17 protein-coding genes are annotated in these 15994 nt (G+C 75.3%); 7 read left to right on the top strand and 10 right to left on the bottom strand.

The annotated features are described in order from the left end of the window. The first annotated feature begins 34 nt into the window (after positions 1–34). The 3 genes from ACLQ20_RS26655 to ACLQ20_RS26665 all read left to right on the top strand — a co-directional run bounded on the left by ACLQ20_RS26655 (position 35) and on the right by ACLQ20_RS26665 (position 4678). Complete coding sequence (locus ACLQ20_RS26655) at positions 35–2746, top strand: FtsX-like permease family protein (RefSeq protein ID WP_425857983.1); 2712 nt, start codon at positions 35–37, stop codon at positions 2744–2746. 2 nt (positions 2747–2748) lie between these two features. Then, a complete protein-coding gene (locus ACLQ20_RS26660; RefSeq protein WP_151456705.1) occupies positions 2749–3747 on the top strand; it encodes an ABC transporter ATP-binding protein in 999 nt (332 codons plus the stop codon). 190 nt (positions 3748–3937) lie between these two features. Further along, the gene (locus ACLQ20_RS26665; RefSeq protein ID WP_327030907.1) at positions 3938–4678 is read left to right on the top strand and encodes an ABC transporter ATP-binding protein; all 741 of its coding nucleotides are present in this window, start codon (positions 3938–3940) and stop codon (positions 4676–4678) included. A gap of 192 nt (positions 4679–4870) precedes the next feature. On the opposite strand, the gene ACLQ20_RS26670 is transcribed toward ACLQ20_RS26665, so the two are convergent. Continuing rightward, on the bottom strand, positions 4871–5323 hold the full coding sequence (locus ACLQ20_RS26670) for a GNAT family N-acetyltransferase (protein ID WP_327030908.1): 453 nt from the start codon (positions 5321–5323) through the stop codon (positions 4871–4873). Between the two features lie 73 nt (positions 5324–5396). Here ACLQ20_RS26670 and ACLQ20_RS26675 point away from each other — a divergent pair, with 73 nt between their 5' ends. Continuing rightward, positions 5397–5909, top strand: a complete 513-nt coding sequence (locus tag ACLQ20_RS26675; protein ID WP_425857984.1) for a potassium channel family protein — start codon at positions 5397–5399, stop codon at positions 5907–5909. Here the strand turns inward: ACLQ20_RS26675 and ACLQ20_RS26680 are convergent. Together ACLQ20_RS26680 and ACLQ20_RS26685 are read right to left on the bottom strand one after the other, a co-directional pair. Then, complete coding sequence (locus tag ACLQ20_RS26680; protein WP_425857985.1) at positions 5836–7425, bottom strand: alpha/beta hydrolase; 1590 nt, start codon at positions 7423–7425, stop codon at positions 5836–5838. The two genes, ACLQ20_RS26675 and ACLQ20_RS26680, sit on opposite strands and share 74 nt — an antisense overlap. Positions 7426–7458: 33 nt before the next feature. Further along, entirely contained in the window at positions 7459–8571 is a 1113-nt protein-coding gene (locus ACLQ20_RS26685; protein ID WP_425857986.1) for an ATP-dependent DNA ligase, read from the bottom strand. A 136-nt stretch (positions 8572–8707) separates the two neighbouring features. Between ACLQ20_RS26685 and ACLQ20_RS26690 the strand changes: the two genes are divergently transcribed. Beyond that, positions 8708–8920 (top strand): hypothetical protein, encoded by a 213-nt coding sequence (locus tag ACLQ20_RS26690; RefSeq protein WP_132233121.1) that lies wholly within the window; start codon positions 8708–8710, stop codon positions 8918–8920. 165 nt (positions 8921–9085) lie between these two features. Beyond that, positions 9086–9508, top strand: coding sequence for an SRPBCC family protein (locus ACLQ20_RS26695; protein WP_151455598.1), 423 nt, complete (start codon positions 9086–9088; stop codon positions 9506–9508). Here ACLQ20_RS26695 and ACLQ20_RS26700 read toward each other — a convergent pair. Then, complete coding sequence (locus tag ACLQ20_RS26700) at positions 9483–9971, bottom strand: GNAT family N-acetyltransferase (protein ID WP_425858007.1); 489 nt, start codon at positions 9969–9971, stop codon at positions 9483–9485. The genes ACLQ20_RS26695 and ACLQ20_RS26700 overlap by 26 nt on opposite strands. 88 nt (positions 9972–10059) lie before the next feature. On the opposite strand from ACLQ20_RS26700, the gene ACLQ20_RS26705 reads away from it, so the two are divergent. Beyond that, positions 10060–10563: a DUF1990 family protein gene (locus ACLQ20_RS26705; protein ID WP_327030911.1), complete on the top strand. Its 504-nt coding sequence runs from the start codon at positions 10060–10062 to the stop codon at positions 10561–10563. 60 nt (positions 10564–10623) lie between these two features. Here the strand turns inward: ACLQ20_RS26705 and ACLQ20_RS26710 are convergent, their stop codons facing one another. The 6 genes from ACLQ20_RS26710 to ACLQ20_RS26735 form a co-directional block, all read right to left on the bottom strand. Beyond that, entirely contained in the window at positions 10624–11544 is a 921-nt protein-coding gene (locus ACLQ20_RS26710; protein WP_327030912.1) for a DNA-3-methyladenine glycosylase 2 family protein, read from the bottom strand. A 125-nt stretch (positions 11545–11669) separates the two neighbouring features. Further along, positions 11670–12305, bottom strand: coding sequence for a hypothetical protein (locus ACLQ20_RS26715; RefSeq protein WP_151455594.1), 636 nt, complete (start codon positions 12303–12305; stop codon positions 11670–11672). 220 nt (positions 12306–12525) lie between these two features. After that, positions 12526–13305, bottom strand: a complete 780-nt coding sequence (locus ACLQ20_RS26720; protein WP_151455593.1) for an anti-sigma factor family protein — start codon at positions 13303–13305, stop codon at positions 12526–12528. Then, the gene (locus ACLQ20_RS26725; RefSeq protein ID WP_151455592.1) at positions 13302–13997 is read right to left on the bottom strand and encodes a sigma-70 family RNA polymerase sigma factor; all 696 of its coding nucleotides are present in this window, start codon (positions 13995–13997) and stop codon (positions 13302–13304) included. The genes ACLQ20_RS26720 and ACLQ20_RS26725 overlap by 4 nt, the downstream gene beginning before the upstream one ends. 176 nt (positions 13998–14173) lie before the next feature. After that, a complete protein-coding gene (locus ACLQ20_RS26730; protein WP_327030913.1) occupies positions 14174–15031 on the bottom strand; it encodes a spermidine synthase in 858 nt (285 codons plus the stop codon). Continuing rightward, the gene (locus ACLQ20_RS26735; RefSeq protein WP_132233139.1) at positions 15031–15993 is read right to left on the bottom strand and encodes a hypothetical protein; all 963 of its coding nucleotides are present in this window, start codon (positions 15991–15993) and stop codon (positions 15031–15033) included. Before ACLQ20_RS26735 ends, ACLQ20_RS26730 begins: the two co-directional genes overlap by 1 nt. Position 15994 lies beyond the last annotated feature (1 nt).

A 15994-nucleotide genomic window follows, 5' to 3' on the forward strand; every position in this document is an offset into this window, starting at 1 on the left:
GGAGCGTAGGGACGACCAGGAGCGGAGACGGGGCGTGGTGAGCATCGGGGCGGTCGTCCGCCGGGTCCGGGCGTACGGCGGGCAGTTCCTGCTCCTCGCGGCGTTGACGCTGGTCGCCACGCTGGTGATCAGCGGGGTGCCCAGGATCGTCAACGGGCACGCCCAGGAGGGCCTGAAGGCCCACCTGGGTGCGGTGCCGCCGCAGCAGCGGGACGTGACGTACTCGTCCGGGCCGCTCGCCGCGGCGGACAACGGCACCTCCGTGGTGGACGCCCACGAGGGCGACCTGGCGGCGATCGAGAGCGCGATGCCGCCGGTCGTCGGGCGCATGGTCGACCAGCGGTGGTACGCCGGGGAGACCCCGGCCAGCCTGGTGCGGGGCCCGGACCTGGCGGCGAAGAACCTCCTAGTCCACCTGGGCCTGCGCACCGTGTCCGGGATCGAGACGGCCGGCACGCTGGTCGAGGGACGCTGGCCGGCCGACACGCCGAAGGACCAGCCGGTGCAGGTGGCGCTGGCCGTGGACGTCGCCCGCAAGCTGAATCTGCGGCTCAACAGCCGGCTCACCCTCGCCGCGCCGGAGCCGCTCACCGCCGACTCCCCGCCCCCCACCCAGCTCACCGTGGTCGGCCTCTTCCAGCCCCGTGACGCCGCCGACGGGTTCTGGGACGGGCTGCCGCCGCTGCTGCGCATCGTCGAGCCGGTGGGGGACGGCCAACCCTTCATCGCCGTCGGCGTCGTCGACGGCGCCGCGCTGAACCGCCAGGCCGTCGCCGGCTGGCCGCTGACGTTCAGCTGGCGCTACCGCCTGGGCGCCGACGGCGTCGACGCCCGCGAGCTGGACCAGGTGATCGGCGGACTCCAGCAGATGACCCGGGAGGCGGGCGGCCGCAACCTCGTCCAGGGGCTGGACATCCCGCTGCGGCAGTTCTCCGCCGAGGTGGACAGCGCCCGGACGGTGCTCGGGGTCATCGCCGCGGGCGTACTGGCCACCCTGGCCGGCCTCGTCGTGCTGGCCGCCGGGCTGCTGGTGCGCCGCCGCCGCTCGGAGTTCACCCTGCTGCGGGCCCGGGGCGGGGCGGCCACCACGAGCGCGGGCCGCAGCCTGACCGAGGCGCTGCTGGTGGTGCCGCCCGCCGGTGCGCTCGGCTGGCTGGTCGGTGGCCTCGCTCCGGGGGCACCGGGGGAGACCCTGTGGTCCGCCGTCGCCGCGACCGTCCTGGTGGCCCTCGCGCTGCCGGTGGCCACCCTCGCCGCGTCCAGGGGCGGTGCCGGTCGGCGCGACCTGATCCGGTCGCGCCCCTCCGCGCGTCGCCTCACGGTGGAGGCGGGGCTGCTGGTCCTCGCGGGTCTCGCGGTCGTGCTGCTGCGCCGCCGCGGCCTCACCCCGGGGGAGGTCGACCCGCTGCTGGTCTCGGTGCCAGTGCTGCTGGCCGTCGCCGCGGCGGTGGTCGCGATGCGGTTGTACCCGTGGCCGCTGCGGCTGGTCAGCCGGCTCGCGGCCCGGGCCCGGGGCAGCGTCGCCTTCCTGGGTACCGCCCGGGCCGGCCGGTCCGTCGTCGCCGTGCCGCTGGTGGTCGTCGTGCTGGCCATCGCGACCGCGGCGTTCTGCGCGGTGACGGCCGCCGGGATCGAGGCGAGCCGGGACCGGGCCGCCAGCCGGGTGGTCCCCGCCGACGCCCTGATCCTGGGGGACCGGATCGCCCCGGACACGGGCGCCGAGCTGGAGCGGCTGCCGGGGGTCCGTGCCGCGAGCCCGGTGCTGCACGAGGCGGGCCAACGACTGGCGAAGGACGCCGTCGGCACCGAGACCCGGCTCGGCGGGGTGACCGTACTCATGGTCGACGGTCCGGCCATGGCCCGGATCGTCCGCGAGTCCGGCGTCGACGTGACGGTGCCGGCGGCGCTGCTCGCCCCCGCCGGGGAAGGCGGCCCGCTGCCCGCAGTGGTCTCCCCGACGGTCGCCGCCGAGCTGGCCGACGCCGGTCTCGACGGCTCCGCCTTCGTCAGCGCCCAGGGCCAGCGGTACGAGTTCCGGGTCGCCGGGCAGGCGGAGAGCTTCCCGCTGCTGCGCGCGGACAGCAGCCGGTTCGTCGTCCTGCCCTGGCAGTCCCTGCCCCGGCGGGACTACGCCGCCGTGCCGACCGGCTTCCTGGTGGCCGGCGACGACCTGGACGGCGACGCGCTGCGCCGGGCCGGCGACGCGGGGCAGTCCCGCTTCCAGACCGGCGGGGCCGTCACCGGCCGGGAGCGCCCGCGCGGCGTGGAGGTGCTGACCTTCGCGGACACCCGTCGGCAGGTGGGCGAGGGCGGCGCCAACGGGGTGCTCGCCTTCGGCTTCACCGCCGGCGCAGCCGGCGGGACGGCGCTCGGCCTGCTCGCGATCGCCTTCACGGTGCTCGCCGGTGCCCGCGAGCGTGGCCAGGTGCTCTCCCGGCTGCGCACCCTCGGCCTGTCCCGACGCCAGTGGCGCGGGCTGCTGCTGGTGGAGCTGGTCCCGCTGGTGGGCGTCTCGGTGGTGACCGGTGCGCTGGTCGGCACGGTCCTGCCGCTGTTGCTCACCCCGGTGCTCGGCCTGTCCGCCTTCACCGACGGGGTCGAGGTCCGGGTGGCGTTCGAGCCCGGCCTGGCGGCCGCGGTCATCGCGCTCGGTGCGCTCGCCCTCGGCTTCGCGGTCGCCGTCGAGGCCCTGAACAACCGCCGGATGCGCCTCGGTGAGGTGCTCCGGCTCGGAGAGGAGAACTGACAATGACCGCTACCGCGGAGAGCACCGCCGTGCCGGACCTGGCCGCCCTGCAACAGCGGGCCGCCCAGCGTGCGGCCGAGCGGGCCGGCGGCCGGGACCGGTTGCGTGGGCACATCGTCTGCGACGGGCTGGTCCGGATCTTCAAGACCGAGGGGGTGGAGGTCGTCGCGTTGCAGGGGCTCGACCTGGTCATCGACCGGGGCGAGCTGGTGGCGATCGTGGGCGCCTCCGGTTCCGGCAAGTCGACGCTGCTGAACATCCTCTCCGGGCTGGACACGCCCACCGCCGGCATCGCCCGGGTCGGCGACTACGACCTGCTCAACCTCTCCACCCGACGGCGACTGAGCTACCGGCGGAGCATGGTCGGATTCGTCTGGCAGCAGACCGGCCGCAACCTGCTGCCGTACCTGACCGCGCTGGAGAACGTCGAGCTGCCGATGCGGCTCGCCGGGCGGCGCGGCGGCCGGCGGGCCCACCGCGAGCGGGCGCGGGAGCTGCTCGACCTGGTCGGGGTGGGCTACTGCGCGGACCGGCGGCCCGGGCAGCTCAGCGGCGGCGAGCAGCAGCGCTGCGCGGTGGCGGTGGCGGTGGCGAACGACCCCGAGGTCCTCTTCGCCGACGAGCCGACCGGTGAGCTGGACGAGGCGACCGGGGCCGACGTCTTCGGGGCGCTGCGCACCATCAACGCCGAGCTCGGCGTCACCATCGTGGTGGTCACCCACGACCACGCCGTGGCCACCCAGGTCCGCCGGACCGTCGCGATCCGCGACGGCCGGACCGCCTCCGAGGTACGCCGGACCGCGCGGATCGGCGCGGACGGCAGCACCGAACTGGTCAGCGAGGAGTACGCCGTGCTCGACCGCAGCGGCCGGATGCAGCTGCCGGCGCCGTTCGTGGACGCGTTGTCGCTGCGCGACCGGGTGCGGCTCAACCTGGAGCCGGACCACGTGGAGGTACGCCCGGGCGACCGGCCGCAGGACGAGCGGGAGACGCCGCGGTGAGCGGCCGGGGCATCGCCACGGTGAGCGGTCGGGAGGCCTGCGCGGCCAGCGGGCGTGGCATCGCCACGGTGAGCGGGCGGGAAGCCGGCGCGGTGGGCGGGCGGAAGGCCGTCGCCGTGGGCGGACGGGGCATCAGTCGGTACCGCGTGGTCGATCCGGTCGACCGCGCCGAGCACAGCGGGGCGGGATCATGAGCGAGCACGACGTGACGTCGGACGACCGGTCGGCCGGGGCGGTGGCGGGCGTCACGGTCACCGACGAGGTGGTCCGGGTGGAGGGGGTCAGCCGCACGTTCGGCCGCGGCGAGCACGCGGTGCACGCCGTACGGGACGTGTCGTTCTCGGCCGGGCGGGGCGAGCTGGTGGCCGTGCGCGGTCGCTCCGGGGCGGGCAAGACGACCCTGCTGAACCTGGTGGGCGGGCTGGACCGGCCCGACTCGGGCCGGGTGGTGGTCGCCGGGCACGACGTCACCGGCGCCGGTGAGAAGGAGCTGCTGGAGCTGCGCCGCGGCACGGTCGGCTTCGTGTTCCAGACCTTCGGGCTGGTGCCGATCCTGTCCGCCGCCGAGAACGTCGGCGTACCGCTGCGGTTGGCGCGGGTCCCGGCGGCCGAGCGGGAGGAGCGGGTGGCGGTGCTGCTCGAGCTGGTGGGCCTCGGCGGGCACGCGGGCCAGCGCCCGTACGAGCTCTCGGGCGGGCAGCAGCAGCGGGTGGCCGTGGCGCGGGCCCTGGCCAACGAGCCGGACCTGCTGATCGCCGACGAGCCCACCGGCCAACTCGACTCCGAGACCGGCCGGTCGATCATGGACCTGCTCCGGGCGGTCGTGCACGCCCGGGGCATGACCGCACTGGTCGCCACCCACGATCCGGCCCTGATCGACCTCGCCGACCGCGTCCTCACCCTCCGCGACGGCCACCTCCTCCCCACCTGACCCCGCCTTCTCCCGCCCTCCCGCGCCGCCCGCCCCGCTCGCGTCGATCATGTAGTTGTGGTGGGAGTTGTTCACTGCTTTGCCCTTTTTGCGGGGCACCGCAACTGCATGATCGCCGGGGCGTGGGGCGTGGGGCGTGGGGCGTGGGGCGTGGGGCGTGGGGCGTGGGGCGTGGGGCGTGGGGCGTGGGGGTCAGAGGGGGAGCTTCATGCCCTCGTGGGTGGGGAGGAAGCCCAGGTTGAGGTAGAAGCGGTGGGCGTCGTGGCGGGTCTTGTCGGTGGTGAGCTGGGCCAGGGCGCAGCCACGCTGCCTCGCCTGGTCGACCGCCCAGGTGATCATCTGCCGGCCGACGCCGCGCCCGCGCAGGTCGGAGCGGACCCGGACCGCCTCGATCAGCTGCCGCTCCGCGCCGTGCCGGCCCAGGCCGGGGATGTAGGTGAGCTGCATGCAGCCGAGCAGCTCACCGTCCGCGTCGGCCACGATCAGCTGGTTGCGCGGGTCGGCGTCGATGTCGGCGAACGCCTTCTCGTACGCGGCGTCGACCTCCGTGAAGTCGCGGGTCCTGCCGAGCACGTCGTCGGCGAGCAGGGCGATCACGGCGGGCAGGTCGCCGCGGACGGCCTCACGGAAGATCACGTCACTCATGCCGCCAGCGTGGCACAGTGAGCCGGACCGATGGGCGGGCAGCGCTCGGGTACGGGGGGCAACATGACTGTCCATGGACGTCCTGCTGCTGCCGTTCCGGTTGATCTACCGGGGGCTGGTCTGGTTCGCCAACTCGCCCCGTACGTTGATCATTTCCTACCTGCTGATGATCGTGGTGGCCGGCGTGATCTACGGCCACGTGGAGAAGCGCAGCCCGGCGGACGCCGTCTGGTGGGCGGTGGTGACCGCGTCCACCGTCGGCTACGGCGACATCTCCCCGGTGAGCTGGCAGGGCCGCACCCTCGCCGCGCTGCTCATCTCGACAATGGTGCTGCTGGTCATCCCGTTGATCACCGCGCACTTTGCCAGTCAGCTCATCGTCGACGACGACGCCTTCGAACACGAGGAGCAGGAGCAGCTGAAGGCCGACGTACGCCGGATGCGGGCGTTGCTGGAGGAGATCGCGGCCCGGCAGGGCGTCGACCTGCCCGACCTGCCGCCGGAACGACCGGTCAGCGGGCCGGGCAGCGCAGCCCTTCCCGGGGCACGGTCAGGTCGATCAGGTAGGCGTCGACCGCGTCGGTGATGCAGGAGGTCTGCGGGTACGCGGTGTGCCCCTCGCCCTCCCAGGTGAGCACCCGGCCCACGCCCAGCATCGCGGCCAGCGCCGGGGTCTGCTCGTAGGGCGTCGCGGGATCGCCGGTGGTGCCCACCACCAGGATCGGCGGCGCCCCGTCGGCCCGGCCCGTCGGGTACGGGTCGCGACCGCCCGGCCACTCGGTGCAGGAGAGCAGGCCGACGGCCAGGGCCGGCCCGAACAGTGGGTACTTCGCCCGCCACTGCGACTGGAGCTGCCGGATCCGCTCCCGGCTCGGCTTCTCCTCCTCGTCGGCGCAGTTGACCGCCAGGTTGGCGTCGAACATGTTCGAGTAGTGCCCGTCGGAGTCCCGGTCGGCGTACGCGTCGGCGAGGCGGAACACGTCGCCCGGGTCGCCGCCCTCCAGCTTGTCGATGGCGACGGCCAGCTCCTGCCACCCCGACTCGGTGTAGAGCGACGAGATGATCGCGTAGAAGACCCAGCCCGCGGTGGCCTCCCGGCCGTCGTCACCGCGTACCGGGGACACCCGCGCCTTGTCGATCGCCGAGGTGACCGCGGCCCGGGCGTCCGGGGCGATCGGGCAGCGCCCGGCGTTGGCCGCGCACCACGTGGCGAAGTTGCCGAAGGCCCGCTCGAAGCCCTTGGCCTGGCCCTCCGAGCCGGCGATCAGGCCCTGTCGCGGGTCGACCGCGCCGTCGAGGACCAGCGCCCGTACCCGCTGCGGGTAGAGCTGGGCGTAGGTGGCCCCGAGCAGGGTGCCGTAGGAGTAGCCGAGGTAGGTCAGCTTGTCGTCGCCGACGGCGGCGCGGACCGCGTCCATGTCCCGGGCGGCCTGCTCGGTGCCGTAGAGCGGCAGCTGGTCGCCGTAGCGGTCGCCGCAGCCACGCCCGATCTTCTGGCTGAGCGCGACGAAGCCGTCGAACGACTCCTGGCTCTCCGGGTCGGGGTCGTAGCCGAAGCTGGCGTCCAGCTCGGCGTCGGGGATGCACTTGACCGGGCTGGAGCGGGACACCCCGCGCGGGTCGAAGCCGACGATGTCGAACCGGTCGGTGATCGAGGCGGGCAGGCCGCCGAAACTCGGGCCGAAGGAGAGGTAGACGGCGGTGTCCACGCCGGAGCCGCCGGGCCCGCCCGGGTTGATCACCAGCGAGCCGATCCGGTCGCGCTGCTTCGTCGACCGGGCCCGCAGCAGCGCGATCTCGAAGGTCTGCCCGGCGCCCGGTCCGGCGGTCGCCCCGCCGACCGTGCCCGTGCCCCAGTCGCGCGGCACCTTGATCCGCGCGCACTCGTAGCGCATGCCCGGCGCCCCGCGCCCGACCAGCTCCTCGGCCACCTCCGGGCAGGCCCGCCAGGTGGGCGCCGTGCCGGGGGCGGCGGCCTCGCCGCCGGCCTCCGTCCGGGGCGCGATCGCCGGAAGGGTGCAGCCGGCGGCGACCAGCGCGGCGGCGGCCAGCCCGGCGAGGGTGAGCCGGAACCGGCGGATCCGGTCGGGGGTGCGGGTCACGAGCGAGCCTCCGTGATCGGGTCGACGGCCAGGCTACGCCGGACCGGCGGCGGACCCCACGGTCACCGTGGGATCGCCGCGCAGCACCTGGTCCACATCGAACCGTACGGGCCGCTCGAGCTGGTCGTAGCGGCAGGATTGCGGTTCGCGGTCGGGCCGCCAGCGGACGAACCGGGCGGTGTGCCGGAACCGGTCGCCCTCCATGGCGTCGTAGCCGACCTCGACCACCAGCTCGGGGCGCAGCGGCTCCCACTCGAGGTTGCGGGCGCCCGTCCAGCGGCTCACCCCGCCGGGCAGGCGCTGGCCGCGTTCGTGGTCGCCGTGCACCCACGGGTGGTCGGCGCCGACGTCACGGTAGGGCTCCAGCTCCTCCAGCAGCTCCGCGCGGCGGGCCATCGTGAACGACGCGCTCACCCCGACGTGGTGCAGGACCCCGTCGTCGTCGTGAAGGCCGAGCAGGAGCGAGCCGACCACCGGGCCGGATTTGTGCCAGCGGAAGCCGGCCACCACCACGTCGGCCGTGCGGGCGTGCTTGACCTTGAACATGAGCCGCTTGCCCGGCTCGTAGGGCAGGTCGGCCGGCTTGGCGATCAGGCCGTCCAGGCCGGCGCCCTCGAAGACGTCGAACCAGCGGTGGGCGGTGTTGACGTCGGTGGTGACCTGCGTGACGTGCACCGGCGGCCGGACCCCGGCCAGCGCCGACTCCAGCCGGGCCCGGCGTCGCGGATAGGGCTCGTCGAGCAGCGTCTCGTCGTCGAGGGCGAGCAGGTCGAAGGCGACGAAGTCGGCCGGAGTCGTCTCGGCCAGCATCCTCACCCGGGACGCGGCCGGGTGGACGCGCTGGGCCAGCAGCTCGAAGTCCAGCCGGGGCTGCCCGCCCGGGCCGTCGCGCCGGATCACGATCAGCTCGCCGTCGACCGCGCACCGCTCGGGCAGCTGGCGGCGGGCCTGCTCGACCACCTCGGGGAAGTAGCGGGTCATCGACTTGCCGCCCCGGCTGGAGAGCTCCACCTCGTCGCCGTCGCGGAACACGATGCACCGGAAGCCGTCCCACTTCGGCTCGTAGGTCATCCCCGGCGCGGTGGGGACCCGCGGGACGCTCTTGGCCAGCATCGGCTCGACCGGCGGACTGATCGGCAGCTTCACGGCGACCAGTCAACCAGACCGCACCGACAGTCGTGAGGCAGATCACGTCCGCGCGGCGGGTGGCGTGTCCGGCCGCGCGCCGCTCGTACCGCACCGGGCGAATCGTAAAAGTGCAGGTCAGAGCTACCTTCGCGGGGTGTCGGAGTGGGTTTGCGGGTGCTGCGGGCGGTGGCGGGTGAGCGTCGAGCTGATCCGGGGCCGCTACCGGTACCGGCTGGTGCGCCGCTATCCCCGCCAGTTCGGCGGGGGCAAGGACGTGCTCGGCGAGGCCGGCTCGGTGGCGGAGCTGGAGGAACTGCTGCGCCGGCGTACCCCCCTCGGGCTGGCCGACCTGCGCGAGGCCGCCTGACCCGGCGGCGGCCGAGCCCGGCGGACGCCCGGCGACCCGCCGACCCGGCACCCCCGCGCGCCGGCGGACACGGACCGGCCGGCGGGCGCCTCGTCACGATCCCGCGCGCGGCGTCGTCGAGACTGGCAGCGGCGCCGCCGGGCGCCGACACGGGGAGGGGGCGCGATGCGGTTCGAGGCCGGTACGGAGGTGGCCGCCGAGGCGGAACGGGTCTGGGCGGTGCTGGTCGACGTCGAGCGGTGGCCGGAGTGGACGCCCTCGGTGCGCCGGGCGCAACGGGGAGAGGCGGGACCGCTCGCGGTGGGCGCCACCGCCCGGCTCGCGCAGCCGAAGCTGCGACCGGCGGTGTGGCGGGTCACCGAGCTGACCGAGGGCCGGTCGTTCTCCTGGGTCTCGGGCAGCCCGGGGGTACGCACGCTCGGCGAGCACCGGGTGCTGCCGCTGCCCGACGGGCGCAGCCGCGTCGAGTTGGCCCTCACGCAGTCCGGGCCGCTCGCCGGGCCCGTCGGCTGGCTCTACGGCGACCTGATGCGCCGCTACCTGCGGATGGAGGCCGACGGGCTCAGGCGCCGCTGCGAGCGGGACTGACCGCCTTCTCCAACTGGGCGAGCCGGATGCCGTTCGCGTCCGGGCGGTGCCCGACCACCTGGTAGCCGTGCCGGTGGTAGAACCGCAGGTTCTGCTCGGTGTCCGCGCCCGTGAAGAGCGCGAAGCGGCGCACCCGGGCGGCGCAGGCCGTCTCCACCGCGCGCAACAGCCGTCCGCCGACGCCCCGGCCGTGCTGGTCCGGGGCCACGGAGAGCCGGCCGATGTGCGCGGTGTCGCCGTCGACGTGCGCCCGTACGGAGCCGACCAGCCGGTCGCCGAGCCGGGCGGTGAGCACCGTCGTCGGGCCCGCCAGCGCGGCCCGCACCTCGTCCAGGGTCTCGGTCAGCGGGGGCAGGAACGGGTCGGCGTAGCGCTGCGCCTCGGTGACGTACGCGGCGCGCTGCACGGTGAGGATCTCGCCGGCGTCCGTGACGTCGGCGGGGGCGATGCGCGGCTCGATGATCACTCCGACAGCCAACCACAGGCCGTCGGGCGGGCCGCCCGCGCCGCCCGTAGGCTGGCGGTGTCCCGTCGAGCCGTGGGGGTGCGCCGTGCCGGCACTGACCTATCCGCACGTCGGCGCCACCGAGACCGGCGAGCTGCCGGCCGGCTGGCGGCACGTGCGGCACCGGGTCCGGCTGCCCGACTCCTGCTTCCCGGCGGCCGGGGACGCCGTGCTCGGCTGGCGCCTGCACCGGGCGGCCGGCATCCGGATCGACGCCGCCGCCGAGCGCGCCGCGCCCGGGATCCGGGTGGTCTCCGGGCTGGGCGTCGGCCCGCTGCGGCTGGCCGCGCCCTGCGAGGTGGTCTGGGCCGTCGACGACGGGCGGCGGGCCGGCTTCGGGTACGGCACGCTGCCCGGGCACCCGGCGCGCGGCGAGGAGGCGTTCGTGGTCAGCCGCGACGCCGCCGGCCGCGTCTGGTTCGAGGTGGTCGCGTTCAGCCGGCCGGACCGGTGGGTCATGCGCGCCGCGGGGCCGGCCGGTCGGGCCTTCCAGCGGGCGTACGCCTGGTGGCTCGGCCGCACCCTGCGCCGTCTCTGCGCCCGACCCTGACCCGCACGTCGTCACCTGTCGGCGCCGGCATCCGCCGCCGCGACGCCCGCCGGGACCCGGTCAGAACCGGGCGAAGGAGCGGATCGGCATCCGCGGACCGTACTTCGGCGCCTGGACGCCACCGGCCGCCAGCAGCACGCAGACCCGCCCCCGATGCCCCCGGAACGGCTCCAGCAGGGCCAGCATCCGGGCGTCGTCGCCGCGCGGCTCGCCCGCCAGGGCCCAGGCCACCGTGTTCGGCACGTGGAAGTCGCCGACGCTGACCGCGTCCGGGTCCCCGTACGCGATGCGCACCACCTCGGCGGCGGTCCACGGGCCGATGCCGGCGACGGCGGTGAGCCGGCGGGTGGCCTCGGCGGAGTCCGCGCAGCGCTCCAGCCGGTCGGCGACGGCCGCCACGCGGCGCAGCGTCTCGGCCCGGCGCTGCTCCACGCCGAACGGGTGGAACACCCAGTACGGGGTGGCCGCCACCGCCGCCGGCTCGGGCGGCAGCAGCAGCGGCTGCATCGGCCCGGGCGCCGCCTCGCCGAAGTGCCGCACCGTCGCCGCGTACGCCCGGTAGGCCTCCTTGCCGGTCACCTTCTGCTCGAAGACCGCCCGCAGCAGTTGGCGGAAGACCTGCCCGGTGGCGGGCATGCGCAGCCCCCGGTGCTGGGCCGCGAGCCGCGCCACCACGGGGTGGGCGGCGGCGAGCGCCCCGAACCCGCTCACGTCGTCGCGGAGCCCGGCTATCGCGTCGGCCCACTGCACCACCCGGTCGGCACCCGGGCCGTAGCCCTCGGCGAGCAGGGCGCCGCCGGCCGGCCGCAGGGCGAGGGTGGCCGGACCGTCCGGGGTGCGGGCGGCCCACCAGAACGTGCCGGCCGCGACGCGCGCACAGGGGTCGTACGGGCTGAAGGTCAGCGCCCGGACCGACGCGGCCAGCCGGTACCCGGCGGGCGGGTGCAGCTCCCGACGCGCGGTGGGTTCGGTCCCGGTCACCCGCACATGCTGTCACGTCCCCGCCCCGTGACCGGCGACACCGCCGGGCGCACGCCGGCCCGGTGCCGTCGCCGGTCCCGGGGCGGCGACCGGCCGCGCCGGGACCGGCCACCGGGACCGTGACGTCAGTACGAGTAGTTCGAGTCGCCCTGCCCGGCCTTGTCGTCGGACGGCGGGGCGACCGGCTTCGGGGTTCCCGGCGGCAGGCAGCTGAGGTTCTTCTTGCCGTCCGGCGCGACCACGAACCAGGTGCCCCCGACGCCCTGGCCCTTCCACTGGCCGGGCTTCTTGTCCCCGACGTAGCGGTAGAGCGGCCAGCCGCCGAGGGTGATCTGCCGGGTGCCGTCCTGGCGGGTGACGGTGCCGACCTTGTCGTCGGAGACGCCGTTGAGCTCCGGGTCGCCGTCGGTCAGCGCCGGGGGCCACAACTGGGCGCACTTGTCGACGCAGTTCGACGAGGGCGGGTCGTTGGTGTCCTTGTCGAAGCGGTAGAGGATCCACCCGTCCTGGTCGGTGACCACGCTGCCCATCCGGGCGACCTTCCGGCCGTTGAGCTCCTCGGTCAGGTCCGCGTCGGCGGGCGGCGCGTCGGCGGCCGGGGACGGCGAGACCGAGGGCTCGGCCGCCGCGGTGGGTTCGGCGGCGGTCACGGCGACCGGGTTGGCCGCGCCCGGGTTCGCCCCCTCGTAACCGGCGGGAGCGCAGGCCGTCAACGCGACCATCGCGCTCGCCACGATGACGGTTCGCTTCATCTGTGCCACGTGCCCTCCTCGTTGATGCGGTTCACCGGTCAATACGGATAGAGCGTTGTCAAGGTTGAATGCGAAAGCGTGGTCGATGTCACGGGAAATCGTTGAACCGAACGGGCCGGAAATCCGTTTCCCGCGACGAGTGCGGTTTCCGCCAACGGCATTCGTGGAAACGGCACGCGGAATCGACGCCGGTCGTGCGGGCTGACCGGCGCCGATTCCGCGACGGGTGCTACATCTGCACCGTGACCAGCGGGCTCGCCACCCCGCCGGCGTCCACCGACTGCACCTGGAACTGCTTGATGTCGTCGAGTCGCGTCGACGTCGACGCCGACAGGCTCAGCTTTTCGGGACGCGCGTTGGTGCCGTACCCGGTGCCGGGCACCGACCAGGTGGAGACCACCTCGGTGCTGTTGTTCTTCCGCACCACGACGAGCCGGCACGTCCGGGGCCCGGGCAGCTTGGCGAGGATGAAGTCCACGCCCGTGCCGAAGTCCTTCGACACGACGAAGAAGCTCGCCTCGACGCCGGTGGTCGGGTCGACGACGTTGACCGGATCGCCCTCCGGCAGCGTCCCGCCGATGTCCGGGTCGTTCGGATCGCTGGAGCGGCTGACCGTCGGCGGGGCGACCTGCGCGGTGGCGGTCGGCTCGGCCACCACCTCGGGGGCACTGTCACCGGCGATGCTGGCGAAGCCGAGCCCGGTCGCCCCACCGAGGACCAGCACCGCCGCCGCCGTGGCGAGCAGCTGCCGGAACCGGTTGCGCCGTCGGTGGGCGCGGACCGCGACCAGCGTCCGGTCCAGCAGGGCCGGGTCGGTACGGGTCTGCTCCAGCGCGGCCATCGTCTCGCCGTCGATGTCGGAGAGCAGGCCCACGACCGGCACCATCGTCTCCAGCTCGGCGGCGCACGCCCAGCAGGTGGCGAGGTGCTCCTCGAACCGTTCCGTGTCGCGCTCGTCCAGCACGCCGAGCGCGTACGCCGCGACGTCCATGTGGTCCGCCCGGCTCATTCCGTCACCCCCCGTTCCTGCAGAGCCGTGCGCAGCGCGCGCAGCGCGTAGTAGACCCGCGACTTGGCGGTGCCGAGCGGAAGGCCCAGCTCCTCGGCCGCCTCCGGCACCGTCCGACCCCGGAAGTACGTGGCCACCAGGATCTCCCGGTGCGACTGGCTCAGCGTACGCAGCGCGTCCGCCACCGTCATCGTGCGCAGCACCCGGTCGGTGCTGTCCGCCTCGGCGAACGCCGTCAGGTCCCGGTCGTACGTCTCGGCGGGCCGGGCCTGCTCGCTGCGGTGCTCGTCGATGGCGATCCGCCGGGCCACCGTGACCAGCCACGGCCGCAGCGAGCCCTGCCCCTGCACGCCCAGCCGGTGCGCGTTGCGCCACGCCCGCAGCAGCGTCTCCTGGACGATGTCCTCCGCCCGCTGCCGGTCGCCGCCCGTGAGCCGCATGACGAACGCCAGCAGCGGCCCGGCGTGCTCGGCGTAGAGCAGCCGGATCAGTCGGTCCGAGTGACCCGCCTCGGTGGACGGTGCCGCCTGGTGGCGCCCCGGGGCGGATTTCGGCGTCACCGGCCCATTCTGGCGAGGCGCCTGGCGGGCGTCGACCCCGCGTGCCGCCGCGTCCGGCCGGGACTGGGACCGCGCGGACATCCAGTCCGGTCGCGCCCTGTCGCCGTGCCAACCGGCCGCCACCGCGTGCATGCAGACCTCCGGGTGTCCGATGACATCGGCCGCCTCCCACGGGCACGGCCGCCCGTTGGTACGCATCGCCCACGCGAACGGATCAACGGCACGCGGAAAAGATTCCGCTCCCGCACCCGGCGCACCCGCACCCGGCGTTGGGCACCTCGCCCGACGGCGCACGGAGCGGACTCCGCTCAGCGGCGCACGGAGAAGATCCCGGGCGGCGGCGGGGTCGAGTCGGTGGCGTCGGCGTCGCGGACGACCGGCGCCCCGCCCGCGAAGCGGTCGAGTTCCCCGCCGGCCAGCACCCGACCGGGGAACCAGTCCCCGGCGGCGCGCCGGGTCAGCTCCGGCACCGGCGGCTCGACCCTGCCGGCGACCAGCACCAGGTTGCCGTAGCGCCGCCCGCGCAGCACCGCCGCGTCGCCGACGAGGCAGGCCCGGGGCAGCACCGACCGGAGGGTGGCGACCTGCGCCCGGGCGTGACGCAGCGGCGGGCCGTCGGCGACGTTCGCCAGGTGGAAGCCGGTGGGCCGCAGCACCCGGGCCACCTCGGCGGCGTACTCCACCGAGGTCAGGTGGGCCGGGGTGCGGGCGCCGGCGAAGACGTCGGCCACCACGACGTCGTAGCTGGCGTCCCGGCTGGCGGCGAGCACCGCGCGGGCGTCGGCCACCCGCACCTTGAGCCGGGGATCCGGCTGCCACGGCAGGGCCTGACGGACCAGCTCCACCAGCGCGCCGTCCACCTCGACCACCCGCTGGGTGGAGCCGGGCCGGGTTGCCGACACGTAGCGGGGCAGGGTCAGCGCGCCGCCGCCGAGGTGCAGCACCCGCAGCGGCGCGCCGGCCGGGGCCACCAGGTCGATCGCGGCGGCGAGCCGCCGGACGTACTCGAACTCCAGGTGCGTGGGGTCGGCCAGGTCCACGTGCGACTGCGGGGCGCCGTCCAGCAGCAGGGTCCACGATCCCGGCCGGTCCGGATCGGGCACCAGCTCGGCCTGGCCGGTGTCCACCCGCGCGGCCACCGTGTCGGCCGCCCGCTTGCGTCCCATCAGCGCCGTCCCCGGGCGGCGGCGGTGAGCACCCGGTGCAGCAGCCGCGCGTCGCCGAGCAGCGCCCGCAGCCGGCGCTCCAGGCCGGCGATCGGGATCAAATTTTGCGGCGCCCGCGGGTCCTTGTAGGGGGTGGAGGCGAAGCGGGGCAGCGTGACCAGCGACAGGTCGGCCAACCCCACCGCCTCGTCGACGCTCAGCTCGGCGGAGCACTCCATCCGGACGATGCCCGCCCACGGCGCGCCGAGGGCCACCGGCAGCCGCAGATACCACGACCAGCCGCCCCAGGCCGTGCCGAGCTTGAACACCGGGGAGCGCTCACCGGCCGCCAGCTGAGTGACCACGGCGGTCAGCCGGGCGTCCAGGTACTGGCTGTGCTGGGTCTTGATGTAGCCGACCGTGCGCGGCAGCTGCCGCCGGTTGCGCAGCGGGCCGTCGACCACCAGCAGGTCGCCGTCGGTGCGGGCCGCCCCCGAAACCTCCACCTCGAGCGCGGTCAGCGGCCCCTGCACGGCGGCCGGGAGCTTGTTCAGCTCGCCCGTGCCGCTGACCCGGTGCACCGGGTAGCGGACGCTGCCGGCCACCACGTCCACCGCCGAGGGACTGGCCGTGAACAGCCCCCGGCCGACCCGCGCGCCGGCCAGCTGCGCTGCGCCGCGCTCCAGGTCGCACCGGACCACCCCGGCGGCGTACGAGGCGGCCAGGCCGGGGAAGGACGCCCCGTCGTCCTCCGCCGTCCACACGCTCGCGTCGATCCGGCGCACCCCGTCGACGAGCAGCACCACGTCGGGGGCCCGTACGCCGGGACGCGGCCCGATCGCCCGCCAGTCGACCGCCGGCAGCTCGGCGTCCGCGTCGACCTGAGCGCTGCTCGGCGCCGCGGGACCGCCGCCGCCCGCCGCCTCGAACGAGGCGCCGTACGCCGGATCCCACGCGTCGACGAAGAACCGGGGATCGGTCACC

Source organism: Micromonospora sp. DT46 (assembly GCF_049841735.1).
GTDB lineage: Bacteria > Actinomycetota > Actinomycetes > Mycobacteriales > Micromonosporaceae > Micromonospora > Micromonospora reichwaldensis.

Bases quoted from the DNA above. Each gene is read 5' to 3' on its own strand.
- ACLQ20_RS26730 (WP_327030913.1), bottom strand. From the start codon at position 15,031: ATGGGACGCAAGCGGGCGGCCGACACGGTGGCCGCGCGGGTGGACACC.
- ACLQ20_RS26720 (WP_151455593.1), bottom strand. From the start codon at position 13,305: ATGAGCCGGGCGGACCACATGGACGTCGCGGCGTACGCGCTCGGCGTG.
- ACLQ20_RS26670 (WP_327030908.1), bottom strand. From the start codon at position 5,323: ATGAGTGACGTGATCTTCCGTGAGGCCGTCCGCGGCGACCTGCCCGCC.
- ACLQ20_RS26660 (WP_151456705.1), top strand. From the start codon at position 2,749: ATGACCGCTACCGCGGAGAGCACCGCCGTGCCGGACCTGGCCGCCCTG.
- ACLQ20_RS26665 (WP_327030907.1), top strand. From the start codon at position 3,938: ATGAGCGAGCACGACGTGACGTCGGACGACCGGTCGGCCGGGGCGGTG.
- ACLQ20_RS26675 (WP_425857984.1), top strand. From the start codon at position 5,397: ATGGACGTCCTGCTGCTGCCGTTCCGGTTGATCTACCGGGGGCTGGTC.
- ACLQ20_RS26725 (WP_151455592.1), bottom strand. From the start codon at position 13,997: ATGCACGCGGTGGCGGCCGGTTGGCACGGCGACAGGGCGCGACCGGAC.
- ACLQ20_RS26695 (WP_151455598.1), top strand. From the start codon at position 9,086: ATGCGGTTCGAGGCCGGTACGGAGGTGGCCGCCGAGGCGGAACGGGTC.